At 63.0% G+C, this 13,260-nt stretch carries 12 protein-coding genes and 1 pseudogene; 4 read left to right on the top strand and 9 right to left on the bottom strand.

Translation table 11 applies throughout. From position 1 onward, the window contains the following. Positions 1-29 precede the first annotated feature (29 nt). The 8 genes from BLT42_RS12090 to mutM form a co-directional block, all read right to left on the bottom strand. Positions 30-653: a LysE family translocator gene (locus tag BLT42_RS12090; RefSeq protein ID WP_091771151.1), complete on the bottom strand. Its 624-nt coding sequence runs from the start codon at positions 651-653 to the stop codon at positions 30-32. A 10-nt stretch (positions 654-663) separates the two neighbouring features. Continuing rightward, positions 664-1,782, bottom strand: coding sequence for a DNA replication/repair protein RecF (gene recF, locus BLT42_RS12095; RefSeq protein ID WP_233342466.1), 1,119 nt, complete (start codon positions 1,780-1,782; stop codon positions 664-666). A gap of 65 nt (positions 1,783-1,847) precedes the next feature. Then, positions 1,848-2,966 carry a DNA polymerase III subunit beta gene (gene dnaN, locus BLT42_RS12100; RefSeq protein WP_091771153.1) on the bottom strand — a complete coding sequence of 373 codons (1,119 nt, stop codon included), beginning with the start codon at positions 2,964-2,966 and terminating at the stop codon, positions 1,848-1,850. A gap of 145 nt (positions 2,967-3,111) precedes the next feature. Continuing rightward, entirely contained in the window at positions 3,112-4,539 is a 1,428-nt protein-coding gene (dnaA, locus tag BLT42_RS12105) for a chromosomal replication initiator protein DnaA (protein ID WP_091771154.1), read from the bottom strand. A 486-nt stretch (positions 4,540-5,025) separates the two neighbouring features. Beyond that, positions 5,026-5,292: a 30S ribosomal protein S20 gene (gene rpsT / locus BLT42_RS12110; RefSeq protein ID WP_091771155.1), complete on the bottom strand. Its 267-nt coding sequence runs from the start codon at positions 5,290-5,292 to the stop codon at positions 5,026-5,028. Between the two features lie 108 nt (positions 5,293-5,400). After that, a complete protein-coding gene (locus BLT42_RS12115) occupies positions 5,401-6,177 on the bottom strand; it encodes an enoyl-CoA hydratase (RefSeq protein ID WP_091771157.1) in 777 nt (258 codons plus the stop codon). A 118-nt stretch (positions 6,178-6,295) separates the two neighbouring features. Beyond that, the gene (locus BLT42_RS12120; RefSeq protein WP_176780352.1) at positions 6,296-7,237 is read right to left on the bottom strand and encodes a TraB/GumN family protein; all 942 of its coding nucleotides are present in this window, start codon (positions 7,235-7,237) and stop codon (positions 6,296-6,298) included. A gap of 103 nt (positions 7,238-7,340) precedes the next feature. Further along, positions 7,341-8,204, bottom strand: a complete 864-nt coding sequence (gene mutM / locus BLT42_RS12125; protein WP_091771161.1) for a bifunctional DNA-formamidopyrimidine glycosylase/DNA-(apurinic or apyrimidinic site) lyase — start codon at positions 8,202-8,204, stop codon at positions 7,341-7,343. A gap of 232 nt (positions 8,205-8,436) precedes the next feature. Between mutM and ubiE the strand changes: the two genes are divergently transcribed. Continuing rightward, the gene (gene ubiE / locus BLT42_RS12130; RefSeq protein WP_091771163.1) at positions 8,437-9,231 is read left to right on the top strand and encodes a bifunctional demethylmenaquinone methyltransferase/2-methoxy-6-polyprenyl-1,4-benzoquinol methylase UbiE; all 795 of its coding nucleotides are present in this window, start codon (positions 8,437-8,439) and stop codon (positions 9,229-9,231) included. An 11-nt stretch (positions 9,232-9,242) separates the two neighbouring features. On the opposite strand, the gene BLT42_RS12135 is transcribed toward ubiE, so the two are convergent. Further along, the gene (locus tag BLT42_RS12135) at positions 9,243-9,644 is read right to left on the bottom strand and encodes a hypothetical protein (RefSeq protein WP_143024137.1); all 402 of its coding nucleotides are present in this window, start codon (positions 9,642-9,644) and stop codon (positions 9,243-9,245) included. Between the two features lie 128 nt (positions 9,645-9,772). Between BLT42_RS12135 and ubiB the strand changes: the two genes are divergently transcribed. The 3 genes and pseudogenes from ubiB (at position 9,773) to coaBC (ending at position 13,210) form a co-directional block, all read left to right on the top strand. Then, on the top strand, positions 9,773-11,311 hold the full coding sequence (gene ubiB / locus BLT42_RS12140) for a 2-polyprenylphenol 6-hydroxylase (protein WP_091771167.1): 1,539 nt from the start codon (positions 9,773-9,775) through the stop codon (positions 11,309-11,311). 54 nt (positions 11,312-11,365) lie between these two features. After that, complete coding sequence (locus tag BLT42_RS12145) at positions 11,366-11,923, top strand: protoglobin domain-containing protein (protein WP_091771169.1); 558 nt, start codon at positions 11,366-11,368, stop codon at positions 11,921-11,923. Between the two features lie 104 nt (positions 11,924-12,027). Further along, positions 12,028-13,210, top strand: a pseudogene (gene coaBC / locus BLT42_RS15360) (bifunctional phosphopantothenoylcysteine decarboxylase/phosphopantothenate--cysteine ligase CoaBC). Positions 13,211-13,260: the final 50 nt, after the last annotated feature.

A 13,260-nucleotide genomic window follows, 5' to 3' on the forward strand; every position in this document is an offset into this window, starting at 1 on the left:
CATACGCGCGCGCACGCGTGAGTCTTCTGTCAGCGCAGCAGAAGCACGACCGCGATTGCCAGCATCACGCTGCCGGTCAGAATGTCGGCACCACGCCGCACAGCCGGGGTTTTCAGCCAGTCGCGGGCCTTGTGGGCGGCGCCAATATAGGCCCCGGCGGTTGGGACAGCGAGTGCCAGCATAATCAACAGCATAAGGGCGTAAACCGGGGGCGTGATCGCCTCCAGCGGGATGAAGGCGGGCACCAGGGTGAGGTAGAAAATGATCGGCTTCGGATTGGACAATGGCATCGCCAGACCGGCCAGATAGGTTCCGGCCCATCCGCGCCTTGAGCCTGCGGCAAAGACCGGTTTGGGCCGCGCCCCGGTCCAGGCGCTCCAATAGGCGCTTCCTGCCATCCACAACAGATAGCCGGCGCCGACCAGCTTGGCCGCCAGCCACACCGCCTCGAGTTGTTGCGCGACCGCAGAAAGCCCCGTGACCGCCAGCGTGAACCAGAAGATATCGCCGGTCAGAATGCCCGCCCCGTACATCGCCGCATACCAGGGCCCGGCATCGAGCGTGCGCGCAATCATGGCGGCTATGCCGGGTCCCGGCGTCACGAACAGGATCAGCAAGGCGCCGGCGAACAGGAGAAGGTTTTCAACACTCATGCCTGGGGCCTCAATTGCCGGTCCGGGCCGGTTGCGCAATCTGCCCGTTATCGACCTTGAGATATTGTGCCTCTGACCCAAACGGCTCGAACAGGACCCGCTCAACGCCCGTCAGCCAGGCCTGGGAACCGGTCGCAAGGATTTCGCGTGCCAGACCCTCACGCCGGGCGGCGTCGAGATGGGCGCAGGCCTCATCGAACAGGAGGAGGGGCGCGATCGAGCTCCGGACGGCGAGCACCCGGGCCTGGGCCAGTGCCAGGGTGAGGATCAGGGCCTTTTGTTCACCGGTCGAGCAATCGCCGGCGGGCTGGTCCTTGTCGCGATGCCGGGTCGCCAGCTCGGTTCGATGCGGGCCGCGCGTCAGGGTGCGGCCGACAGCGCCGTCGCGGCCACGCCCCTCTCTCAGGGCGCGCGCAAACCGGTCCTCTGCCTCGGCTGCCGCCACGCCGGAGGCGAGATCGGCCTCGACCGCACCATCGAGAGCGAGGTCGGCCTGTGGGAAGGCGCCCTCGGGCCGGGCATCGATTTCTGCCTGCAAGCGGATCAGTGCCTCCAGCCGCGCCGCCGCGACCGCAACGCCATGGCCAGCCATCTCCGTCTCCAGCGCATCAATCCAGACCGGATCGGCGCCTCCGTCATCAAGCAGGCGCTGGCGTCGCATGCGGGTCTTTTCATACGCCGTGGCCGCCTCCGCATGAGCCGGGTCGGCGGCATAGACGAGCCGATCGAAGAATTTGAGACGGTCAGCGCGCGGACCGGCAAACAGCCGGTCCTGGGCCGGGGTCAGCCAGATCATCGGGATCAGCCGGGAGAGTTCCACCTGCTGGGCGGGATCGCCATCAATACGGGTTTCACGCCGGCCGCCACTGCGCGCACCGACCCCGAGTTTGAAGCGGCCCTGGATGTTCTCGATTTCCGCGAATACGGCCCAGGCTTGCGCCGACACACCCTCCTGCTTGCGCGCAACCCCGTCAGCCCCGGCGGATCGCAGGCCACGGCCCGGTGCGAGGAAGGACAGCGCCTCCAGCAGATTGGTCTTGCCCGATCCATTCTCGCCAAACAGCGCCACAGGCCGGGCATCGATTTCAAGGTCAAGGTCGTGATAACCGCGAAAATCAGTCAGCCGCAAACGACGAACCGCCGCCGGGGCGACCGGCGGCGGTGAGTCTGTTTGTTCTGTATCGGCAGGCTTGCTCACACCCGCAGCGGCATCAACACGTAAAGCGCATCCGGATCGCCGCTATCGGTGACGAGCGCGGGCGATGCAGCGTCAGCAAAGTGGAATTGCGCCTGGTCACCCTCGATCTGCGAAGCGACATCCAGCATGTAGCGGGCGTTGAAACCGATCGCGAAGCCTTCATCGCTATAGGAAACGGCGAGCTCTTCCTCGGCCTGCCCGCTTTCCGGATTATTGACCGCCAATACCAGCGTGTCCTCGCCGAGCGAAAGCTTGACCGAACGCGACTTCTCCATCGAAATGGTCGCCACACGATCAACCGCTTCAGCGAAGCGCTTGTTCTCGACGGACATCATGCGCGTATTTCCACGCGGGATGACCCGCTCGTAATCGGGGAAAGCCCCGTCGATCAGCTTCGAGGTCAGTACAGCACGGCCGAGACGGAAGCGGATCTTGCCCTCAGACACCGAAATTTCGACATCGTCGCTGGCGTCTTCCAGCAGGCGCCGGATTTCCTGCACGGTCTTGCGCGGCACGATCACACCCGGCATGCCGGCGGCGCCATCGGGCAGGTCAACCTCTGCCAGCGCCAGCCTGACCCCGTCAGTCGCCACGGCACGCAGTGTCTTGCGTCCATCCTGCTCGGAAGCATGGAAATGGATACCGTTGAGATAATACCGCGTCTCCTCGGTCGAAATCGCGAAACGGGTCTTGTCGATCAGCCGTGCCAACGCGGCAGCAGGCAGCGAGAAACTATGCTCGAGATCCTCGGTCGGCATGACCGGGAAATCCCCCGGCGGCAGGGAGGGCAGCGAGAAGTTCGACCGCCCGGCCTTGAGGACCAGGCGTGGATCTTCACCCGTCATCTCCAAAGTGACGTCAGCGCCGTCAGGCAGTTTGCGCGTAATATCGTAAAGGGTGTGGGCCGGTGCCGTGACCATGCCTTCGCCATCACAGCGCGCCTCAGTGGTCTCAAGGATCTCGATATCGAGGTCGGTGGCCGCGAAACTCGCACCATTGGGACCCGCCGAAATCAGCACATTCGAGAGGATGGGAATCGTGTTGCGCTTCTCAACCACGGCCTGCACATGGCCCAGGGCCTTGAGGAGCGTAGCGCGCTCGATCGTCAGCTTCATATCTCGCGTTCCGCTTTGACGTCTTCATGAGTCGGTGGCGCGCTGGCAAATCAGCCGACACCGGAAAGGGTGGGTAAAAGAGGATACATGAAAAAACACAACCGCAAGACAATTATCCAGCGGGGAGCGCTTTTTCCAGCGAAAATCAGCCCCGCAACTCCCGGGTCAGGCAATCAACGTCCTGCCCGATTGGGTCCCCGGACTCGATCATGGCAATGATCTTGTTGACCGCATGAATGACAGTCGAGTGATCCCGACCGCCGAAACGGCGCCCGATATCCGGCAAGGAGCGCGTGGTCAGCACCTTCGCCAGATACATCGCAACATGGCGCGGACGAACCACGCTCTGAGTGCGGCGCTTGGAACAGATATCCGTCGTGGTGACACCGAAATGGGTCGCAACAGCTTTCTGGATCTCATCGACCGTCAAGCGCTTCTCGGCGCTCAGCGACAAGTCACGCAGGGCCGTCGAAACCGCCTCCATCGTCACCGGCAGACCCAGCAGCGCCGTACGGCAAATGACGTTGTTGAGCACGCCTTCCAGCTCACGCGGGCCGGTGGTGATACGGGCCGCCAGGAAGTCGCGCACCGGCTCGGACACGTTAAGCACCGGATAGTGGCACTTCGCCTGGGCGATCTTGCAGTCGAGAATCTGGCGCCGCAGGTCCAGGTCCGGCTTGCTCAACGGGCAGGCCAGGCCGCCGGTCAGCAAGGAGCGCAGACGATCATCGGCAATGGCCAGTTCGGCAGGCGGTCGGTGCGAGGCCAGCACGACCTGCTTGTTCTCAGCGATCAGCGCCGCAATCGTATTGAGGAATTCGTCCTCGGTCTTCGGCTTGCCGGCAATGAAGTGGACATCATCGATCAGCAGAAAATCGACGCCGCGGACCGTCTCCTTGAACGTGATGGTGTCCCGCGCGCGCATCGCCGTCACAAAACCGGACAGGAATTCCTCTGCCGTGAGATACAGCGCCTTGCGGGGCCTGGATGTTTTGGAGACGGCGCTGGCGACGGCATGCATGAGATGTGTCTTGCCGACACCGTAATCGCCGTAAAAGAAAACAGGATTGAAAGGCGGCGTCGCGGCCGAAACAATGCTCCGCGCAGCGGCAGCCGCAACTTCATTTGCAGGCCCGACGCGGAATGAATCGAAACTGAAACGCGGCTCGATCGCATCATCCTGGCGCGGCGTCGAGACCGGCGACGATCCGCTCACCGCTTGTGGCGCCGGAATCTCGCGCACTACGTCCGATTGTGGTTCAGCCTGACCCTCGGCGAGGACGATCAGGTCGCGATGCATGGAATCCAGCTCCGTCCAAATCGCCCGAATTCGCGCGCCGACATGATCTTCGATCCAGTCGCGATTGAAGGTGCTGGGCGCCAGGACAATGATCGCCCCGGCATCAGACATGCGGACACGCAGACGGGCAATTTCCTGGGAGTAAAGCGCGTCGCCAAGCTCGGTCCGCAGGCGAGCACGGACAGCACGCCAGATAGCCGCGATATCGGTCGCACCTTGCGCCTCGAATGCCGCTGCCTTGGTATCTGAAACTGCCAATTTCTTATATGCCATCGTCCGCCACACTTGTGATCTGCTCCACTTCGAGGTGAGAGCTAGGTGTTTGTTATTATGGCACATTCGCACGCATTCAACACGCCGCTATGCCGCGTTGAAATCGGAATATTTTCCGCATCGGAATGATCGCCCTCAGAGCCTCAAAGGTTACCGCTTCCATAAAGACGGTCAACATGATTCAACGCCCGGATTTCGACATTCTTCGCTTGACAAGGGAAATCCGTGATCGGGTCGAAGCTTGGCAAATGAGATAAAATTTTTCGTCTGCAGCTGGTTCAAATTCACCACAAAAATCCCCCCGAAACACGGCTTCGCTTCGCATGAATATCGCTGCTTAAACAGCTCCGTATCAGGAATAATATATGAGCAGCCGGCCGCAGGTGGCCCGGCCGGGCCAGACTCGGATCGCTGCACACCGGGCAAAAAAATACGCCCGGGACGCGAGTCCCGGGCGTATTCAAATCATTCAGCCTTGAAGCGTGATCAGGCAGCCATCGCCTTGATGCGAGCCGACAGACGCGAGACTTTGCGCGAGCTGGTGTTCTTGTGGAACACGCCCTTGCGAACTGCGCGCATCATTTCTGATTCCGCAGTCACCAGCGCGGCTCTCGCCACAGCCTGATCGCCGGCCGCAATCGCGGTCTCGACTTTTTTGACATAGGTCCGGACGCGCGAGCGACGAGCCTTGTTGACGGCAGTGCGGCGCGCGATCTTGCGGACCATCTTCTTGGCCGAGCTTGTATTGGCCATGGGTTCTAACCTCTTCATGCGACCGGGACGAGAGCCCGATTAAATCCGTGAGCGGCGGCGTATAGGCCCTAGAAGCCGGGGCGTCAACTGCCCCTGCCGCCAGTTTGACTAACGATGCTTGAAATGCGCAGCGCGCTTCTCGGCAAAGGCAGACATGCCTTCGCTTTGATCTTCCAGCGCGAACTGCGACTGGAAGACGCGGCGTTCGAAGCGGACGCCTTCCGTCAAGCCGATCTCATAGGCGCGATTGACGGATTCTTTCGTCATCATCGCCACTGGCAGAGACTTGACGGCAATTGCTTCAGCAGCTTCCATCGCCACATCCAGCAAGTCTTCTGCAGGCACCACCCGCGACACCAGGCCCGAGCGTTCTGCCTCTTCGGCATCCATCATCCGGCCGGTCAGACACATATCCATAGCCTTGGCCTTGCCGACTGCACGTGGCAGGCGTTGCGTGCCGCCAGCGCCGGGCATGACACCGAGATTGATTTCGGGCTGTCCAAACTTGGCCGTCTGCGATGCGATGATGAAATCGCACATCATGGCAATTTCACATCCACCGCCAAGCGCATAACCGGAAACTGCCGCGATGATCGGCTTGCGGAAGCGGGCAACCGCCTCCCAGGTCTCGGCGAAGGGGTCCTGCATGTAGAGGCTAACGAAATCGCGCGCCTGCAATTCCTTGATGTCGGCGCCGGCCGCGAAGGCCTTCTTCGATCCGGTCAACACAACGCACCCAATTCCACCATCCTTCTCGAAGGCGGTGAGAACCGTTGCCAGTTCCGTCGTCAACTCATCGCAAAGCGCGTTGAGGGCTTCAGGACGCGAGAAGGTGATTACCCCCACGCGTCCCTCGGTCTTTACCTGAATTGTCTTGTAGGCCATCTCGGCGCTCCGTATGCCTGCGCGGTTACTCCACGCTGAAAAACCGCGCCGCTATAGCGCAGACCGGGCTGGCGGTCGACACCAGCAACAGTCCGCGACTCAGGCGCCAAGGGTCAAGCTATTGCCGTTCAACGGTAATGCCGGATTCCCGCAAAAGCTCCACGACGCCGTTTTCACCACTGAGATGGGCGGCACCCACGGCAATGAAGACGGTCCCCTCGCCATCGAGCAAAGTCAGGATTTGCGGTATCCAGTCCTGATTGCGCCGAACGATCAGCGCCTCATACATCTCGGGCGTCTCCTCGCGCATGTCCGCATTCACGATACGCTCAATGGCCTCGACATCACCTGCCGCCCAGGCGCGGACCATCTCGTCGAGCATGGCCGGTGTGCGTTCCATTTCGCGCAAGCCTTCGGCGAAACCGCGCACCTGGACCTCGTCCGGCAAGTCGGCAAGCACTCGGATCTGCTGTTCGGCGGTCTCGAAATAGCCGACTTCGGTATCGCTGCCGGCAATGGCGGCGAGCAAGGCCTTCTCGACCCCGGCCTCGGGGTCGAGCCCCAGCGTCTGCATCTGCGCAACAGAGAGGACAATCTGAGCCAGCCACGGGCGCATCGGCTCCAGCATTTGCGGCGTGGCCCCGACCGTAGGGGCGACATTGGCGAGCAAGGCCACGGCCTCTGCGTCCAGGATCGAGGACAGGGTTACGCCTTGCGGATTGAGGCCAAGCTGGACGACCAGCGCCTGCAGCCGGGCCTGCGCGGCGTCGCTTTGAACATCCGCTTCAAGATACAGGGAATCGGCGCTGGCGAGGCGGGCGCGCAACTCATCGGTCTGCCAATCCAGGCTGGGTGGAAGAAGGTGGAAGGTGCCAAACAGATAAATCTCCGAGTCCGCATCGGCCAAGCGCCACATCGCCGGTGAGGCCTCGAGGCCGGAATAGTCGACCGATTGCGCCTGGGCCGCGGCGACAATGCCAGAGAAGGCCAGGCCCGCGGCGACAAACATCGCCCCACAGGCCGATGTCAGGCGGTGAAGAAACTGGATAGGACGATGCATGTGGCAGAGCTCCGGGTCAGGTTTGAGTTGTTTTGACGATATTAGCCAGTTCTGCCGAAATTGCGGCAAGAAATGAGTGGTGCCGCGGCCGCACCTCCCGGGGCTAGCGCTGACAGGCCGGACAATAGAATGTTGATCGGCCAGCCTGGACAATCCGCCTGATCTCGCCCGCACATTGCGGAGTCGGGCACGCGGCCCCCTCGCGTCCATAGGCGCTGAAGCGGTGCTGAAAATACCCCAGCGCACCGTCCGCACCGGCGAAGTCTTTCAGCGTTGATCCTCCGGCAGCAATCGCTTCCTCGATCACATTCCGCACCGCATGGGCCAGACGTTCGGCCCGCACGCCCGGAATGTTGCGCGCCTCCCTGAGCGGGCTGATGCCGGATCGGTGCAAAGCCTCGCAGACATAGATATTTCCCAGCCCGGCGACGACGCGCTGATCAAGCAGGGCCGACTTGATCGGCGTGCGTTTGCCGGCCAGTGCCTCGCCGAGAGCAGCGCCCGAGAAGGCGTTCGAGTTGGGCTCGGGCCCGAGACCGGCGAGATTGGGCTGCTCATCCTCGCTGGCGGTCGCAAACAACAGCATGAAACCAAACCGCCTCGGATCATTGTAGCGCACTGTCACCCCACCCTCGATCTCGAAGACGGCGTGATCATGTTTCGGATTGGCCGGCGCAGCGTGGACGAAATCCCCGGGCTGCCGGCTGGCGGCGTCGGCTTCGATCGAGAAGCGGCCCGACATGCCCAGATGAACCAGCAAGGTCTCGTCGCCCGACAGGCGAAGCAGGAGATATTTTGCGCGACGGTCAATGCGCTCAACCCGGCGCCCGCCCAGGCGCTCAGCCATGCGTTCGGGAAACGGAAAGCGCAGATTGGCGCGATTGAGTTGCACCCGTTCGATGAGGCGGCCCTGCATCGCCGGAATCAAGCCGGTCCGGACCGTTTCCACTTCAGGCAGTTCAGGCACTGGCGCTCCAGTTCAAGTCGCCGCCGGGGACTGTGCTGCATAGCAAGACCGACACGGTTGATGTAAATTGACGCCGCCGGATCAAACTCGAAACTGGTGCGCCTTGTTATACTCGGCCACAGCCCCGCCGCAGGGGCAAGGCCGCCATCATGCGGCACACAGGCACGGCCTGCGGCATCACGGACCGCCGAGGCCGCTTTGCCTCGCGGCCCGCTTCACTTATTGTCTGCTCATGAGCAATTCTCCCGATACTGCGGCTCCAGCCGAAACCGTTCCCTTCGGCTTTGAAGACGTCGACCGCACTCAGAAGGCGGGCCTCGTGCGCAATGTCTTCGACCGCTCGGCACGCCGCTATGATCTGATGAATGACCTGATGTCGCTGGGCGTGCACCGCGCCTGGAAGGACATGGTGATGACCCGCGCCAACCCGCAGCCCGGCGAGCGGTTGCTGGATGTGGCCGGCGGCACTGGCGATCTGGCGCGCAGCTTCCTGACCAAGGCGGACCGGGCCGGAAAGCGGCGCGCGGACCCGCGCCGCGCCGAGGCGATCGTGCTGGACATCAACGAGCAAATGTTGCGAGCCGGCATCAAGCGCGGCGTCGAGCCCAGCCATACGGGCCGGATTGAATGGGTGACCGGCAATGCCGAATGCCTGCCGCTGACGGACCACAGTTTCGATTGCGTCACAATCTCGACCGGAATCCGCAATGTCACCGACCGTGCAGCGGCGCTGAAGGATATGCGACGCGTTCTGAAGCCGGGCGGCCGCTTTTTGTGCCTGGAATTCTCGCGCCCGACCAGCCGCGCCTGGGAAAATCTCTATGACGCCTGGTCATTCAATGTGATGCCCGAACTCGGCGAGCATGTCGCCAAGGACCGCGCCAGCTATCAATACCTCGTTGAATCCATCCGACGTTTCCCGGACCAGGAAAGCTTCGCCACGGAATTGCGAACCGCCGGTTTCAGCCAGGTCAGTTACACGAATTTTTCGGGCGGAATCGCTGCGCTACACACGGGCTGGGCCTGATCACCCCACGCTCAGCGCGCCGCCCGGCTCGCGAGTATCCAGGCCTGGGCCTCGGCAATACTGTCGAACAGTTTCAGCCCCGCGGGGTAATCGCCATCGCCGAGTCCGATCCAGTATTTGATAAGGGGCAGCTTGATCGGGTCCGCACAAACCTGGGCGCTCAACGTCGGCTTGCCCCCATAGGCAGCACTCAGGACCTCGCCCAAGGCCACCTTGCCGCGCTGCACGGCCTCGACGTCCAGATCGCCCAGCAAGCCATCACTATAGTCAATGATGCGGTCCCACGCAGGCGACCACTCAGGAAACGAGACTGATGTCTTCAGCAAGGCCACCGCCTCGTCGATAAGCAGAGGCCCGCGAAAGCGCGTCAAAACCCATTTATTCTCGTGGTCGAACTCGATTGTGTGGCGCATCTCAAGCCTAAACTCCTGCCTGAGTCTAACCTCTGGTTGGCCGGGCGCAAGCTGGCTGCACTCCCGTCCACGCCGCGACTCCACGCCGCCCTCGCCAAGCGCGGCGTCGCCCTCTAAACAGCTCAAATATGTTCGCGACCCTTGCCTCCTTCGCGCGATTGCTGCGCGCCCTGCTCACCCTGGTGCGCCACGACGCCATTCTGCCCGTCGAATACCAGGCGCTGTACCCGGCGCCGGCGCGGCTGGCCGGTCGGCTGGCGCGGCTGTTTGCCCGGCGGGATGCGGCCGATAATCCGGGCGAGCGGCTGGCCCGCGCGCTGGAAACGCTCGGCCCCTCCTATGTCAAGTTCGGCCAGATCCTCGCCACACGCGGCGATGTGATCGGCGAGCGCTTCGCGCGCGGCCTGTCGCGGCTGCAGGACCGGATGCCGCCCTTCGACGATGCCGAAGCCCGCGCCATCCTCGCGGCCGAGCTTGGCGCGCCAGTCGAGACCCTGTTCAAAACTTTCGGACCACCGATCGCCGCCGCGTCCATTGCCCAGGTTCACCGAGCCACAACGCAAGATGATGTCGAAGTGGCTGTCAAAGTCCTGCGGCCCGATATCGAGCTGCGCATCGCCCGCGATATCCGCACACTCTCGCTGGGCGCCGCGCTCGCGGAAAAACTGGCACCGGCCAGCCGCCGCCTGGAGCCCCGCAAATTTGTTGCCACGATTGCCCGCTCTCTGAGCTTCGAAACCGATTTGCGGCTTGAGGCCGCAGCCGCATCGGAATTGTCCGAGGCTGCCATGTCAGTCGAGCATTATCGCATCCCCGAGGTCGAGTGGACCTTGTCGTCAAAACGTATTCTGACCACACACTGGGTCACGGGCGCGCCGCTCAGTGACCCGGCCCGGGTGGAGACGCTTGGCCTGGACAAGGCGGCACTGGCCACGACCCTCACGCGCGCCTTTCTCGGCACGGCCCTCGATCGCGGCGTGTTTCATGCCGACATGCATGCCGGAAACCTGTTCGCGTCGGCCAATGGCGATCTCTGGGCCGTTGACTTCGGCATTATGGGCCGGATTGGCCGGCCGGAACGCCGTTTTCTGGCGCTCATCCTGCACGGCTTTCTGACGCGCGATTACATGGCCGCAGCGCGGGCGCATTTCGCCGCCGGATACGTCCCGGACGAGCATGCCGTAGCGGACTTCGCCAGTGCACTTCGAGCGGTAGGCGAGCCGATTTTCGGCAAGCGCGCCGACGAAGTGCCGATGTCGCGCGTCCTGATGCAGTTATTCGAGATCACCGACTTGTTCGACATGCGCCTGCGGCCCGAACTGGTGATGCTGCAAAAGACCATGGTCCAGTGTGAAGGCGTCGCACGCGGCCTCGATCCGCAACACAATATGTGGGCCGCAGCGACACCGGTGGTCGAAGCGTGGATGAAGCGCGAACTGGGGCCGGAAGGCCGGATCCGCGATATTGGCGAGGATCTGGAGCGCCTGTACGGCGCCCTGCGCGTCCTGCCCGATACAATCGAGGACTGGACCGAAATCGCCGCGCGGCTGAAGTCAGGCGAACTCGCCCTGTGCACGGCTCCCGCGCCACGGCCCTGGGCAATCCGACTCGCCTGGCTGGGCGCCGCGGCCCTGGCCGGCGCTGCTGTCATGTGGGCAATTCTGTAAAATCCGAAGCCTCTGTGACACGCTCCGGTAATACTCTTGTGCTTTAGTGTGGGCATGACACTGAACACAAGCCCCACCCCCGAGCATCTCGAGCTTCAACGCGAATTTTTCCGTATCGACGCGGCGACTGTCGCGCGCGTGCAGCGGCTGAAGCCGCGCATCATGGGCTATGCGGCCGAGACGCTTGAAACCCTGTTTGATCACCTCACCTCCAATCCCGAGGTCGGAGATTATTTCGAGATTTCCGACAATACGCGCTATCTGCGCGATGGCATGCTGGCCCATTGCGAACTCGTCTTCTCGGCACGCTTTGACGCCAAGTATTACGACGCCGTCGATCAGATGGGCCTGCGTCACAGCAAGCTCGACTACCCATCGCACGCCTATTCCTCGGCCTATGCCAATCTGATGACCGGCATCATGCGCCTCGGCCTGGAAGCCGACCGCAAGCTTGACGCCGAGGATTTGTCCGCGATCACGCGCATCTCGATCTATGACATGGAATTGACCATCGCCGCCTTCTTCCGGCACCAGCTGGACAAACAGGCTGCGCTCTATGCCGACACGGAAAAAGTCCGCGAAATGATGACTGAGCGCCGCCTCGCCAGCTGAGACCGGGCACCGGCGTCCCGCCTTAAGGCTACGAGCCGAGAAGGGGCTTGGGATTCCGCGCGCAAACCGCTAGTTAGTCCCGGTATCGACCTGGGAGCACACTCGTGTCCGACAAGCGGATCCTCTTGATCATTGGTGGCGGGATCGCCGCCTATAAAAGCCTGCTGCTGATCCGCGAATTGCAGCGTCGCGGCATTGGCTCACGCTGTATCCTGACCTCTGCCGGCGCTGAATTCGTCACCCCGCTCAGTGTCTCGGCGCTGTCGGGCGAACGCGTTTTCAGCCAGCTGTTCGATCTCACCGACGAGTCCGACATGGGCCATATCGAACTCTCGCGCTCGGCCGATCTCGTCGTCGTCGCCCCCGCCACCGCCGACCTGATGGCCAAGGCGGCCCAGGGCCTGGCCAATGATCTCGCCTCGACCACGCTGCTGGCGACCGACAAGCCGGTCCTGATGGCGCCGGCCATGAATGTGCGCATGTGGGAGCACAAGGCGACCCGGCGCAATCTGGCGACACTCCGCAGCGACGGCATCCACTTTGTCGGTCCCGATGAGGGCGAGATGGCCTGCGGTGAATTCGGCCCCGGCCGCATGGCCGAACCGGTCGCGATTGCCGATGCCGTCGAGGGCCTGCTGCATGGCTGAGCCGCTCGCCGGACGGCATGTGCTGATCACCGCCGGCCCGACCCGCGAACCGATTGATCCGGTCCGCTATATCTCCAACCATTCCTCCGGCCAGCAGGGCTATGCCATCGCCGCGGCGTGCGCCGCACTCGGCGCGCGCGTGACGCTTGTCTCCGGCCCGACAGCCCTGCCGGACCCCGACGGCATGACCGTGGTGCGGGTTGAGACCGCGCTCGACATGCTTGCCGCCGTCGAGGCAGCCATGCCGGCCGATGTTTTCATCGCCGTCGCCGCCGTCGCCGACTGGCGTCCCGCCGCCCCCTCCGACACCAAGATCAAGGCCGACAAGTCGAGCTTTGCCACCCTGCCCCTGATCGAAAATCCGGACATTCTCAAGACCATCAGCCATCTCGTCAGCGGACGCCCCGGCCTGGTGGTCGGCTTTGCCGCCGAGACCCATGATGTCGAGGCCCTCGCTACCGCCAAGCGCGTCCGCAAGGGCTGTGACTGGATCGTCGCCAATGATGTCTCGGGCGATGTGATGGGCGGCGCCGAGAATGCTGTCACCCTGGTCACGGAGGCGGGAAGCGAGCACTGGCCGCGCGCGCCCAAGGGCGAGATCGCGGCCCGGCTGGCATCCCGCATCGCCGAAGCCCTCTAGTTTTCCCCAACCAGCCTGCCGCGCGCACTGGCCAGCCAGGCGCTGCCGGG

The organism is Maricaulis salignorans (assembly GCF_900103475.1).
Lineage (GTDB): Bacteria > Pseudomonadota > Alphaproteobacteria > Caulobacterales > Maricaulaceae > Maricaulis > Maricaulis salignorans.

Excerpts from the sequence above, each read along its gene's own strand:
- rpsT (WP_091771155.1), bottom strand. The coding sequence starts at position 5,292 with ATGGCCAATACAAGCTCGGCCAAGAAGATGGTCCGCAAGATCGCGCGC.
- ubiB (WP_091771167.1), top strand. The coding sequence starts at position 9,773 with ATGTTCGCGACCCTTGCCTCCTTCGCGCGATTGCTGCGCGCCCTGCTC.
- BLT42_RS12120 (WP_176780352.1), bottom strand. The coding sequence starts at position 7,237 with ATGCATCGTCCTATCCAGTTTCTTCACCGCCTGACATCGGCCTGTGGG.
- dnaN (WP_091771153.1), bottom strand. The coding sequence starts at position 2,966 with ATGAAGCTGACGATCGAGCGCGCTACGCTCCTCAAGGCCCTGGGCCAT.
- BLT42_RS12090 (WP_091771151.1), bottom strand. The coding sequence starts at position 653 with ATGAGTGTTGAAAACCTTCTCCTGTTCGCCGGCGCCTTGCTGATCCTG.
- dnaA (WP_091771154.1), bottom strand. The coding sequence starts at position 4,539 with ATGGCATATAAGAAATTGGCAGTTTCAGATACCAAGGCAGCGGCATTC.
- BLT42_RS12135 (WP_143024137.1), bottom strand. The coding sequence starts at position 9,644 with ATGCGCCACACAATCGAGTTCGACCACGAGAATAAATGGGTTTTGACG.
- ubiE (WP_091771163.1), top strand. The coding sequence starts at position 8,437 with ATGAGCAATTCTCCCGATACTGCGGCTCCAGCCGAAACCGTTCCCTTC.
- BLT42_RS12145 (WP_091771169.1), top strand. The coding sequence starts at position 11,366 with ATGACACTGAACACAAGCCCCACCCCCGAGCATCTCGAGCTTCAACGC.
- BLT42_RS12115 (WP_091771157.1), bottom strand. The coding sequence starts at position 6,177 with ATGGCCTACAAGACAATTCAGGTAAAGACCGAGGGACGCGTGGGGGTA.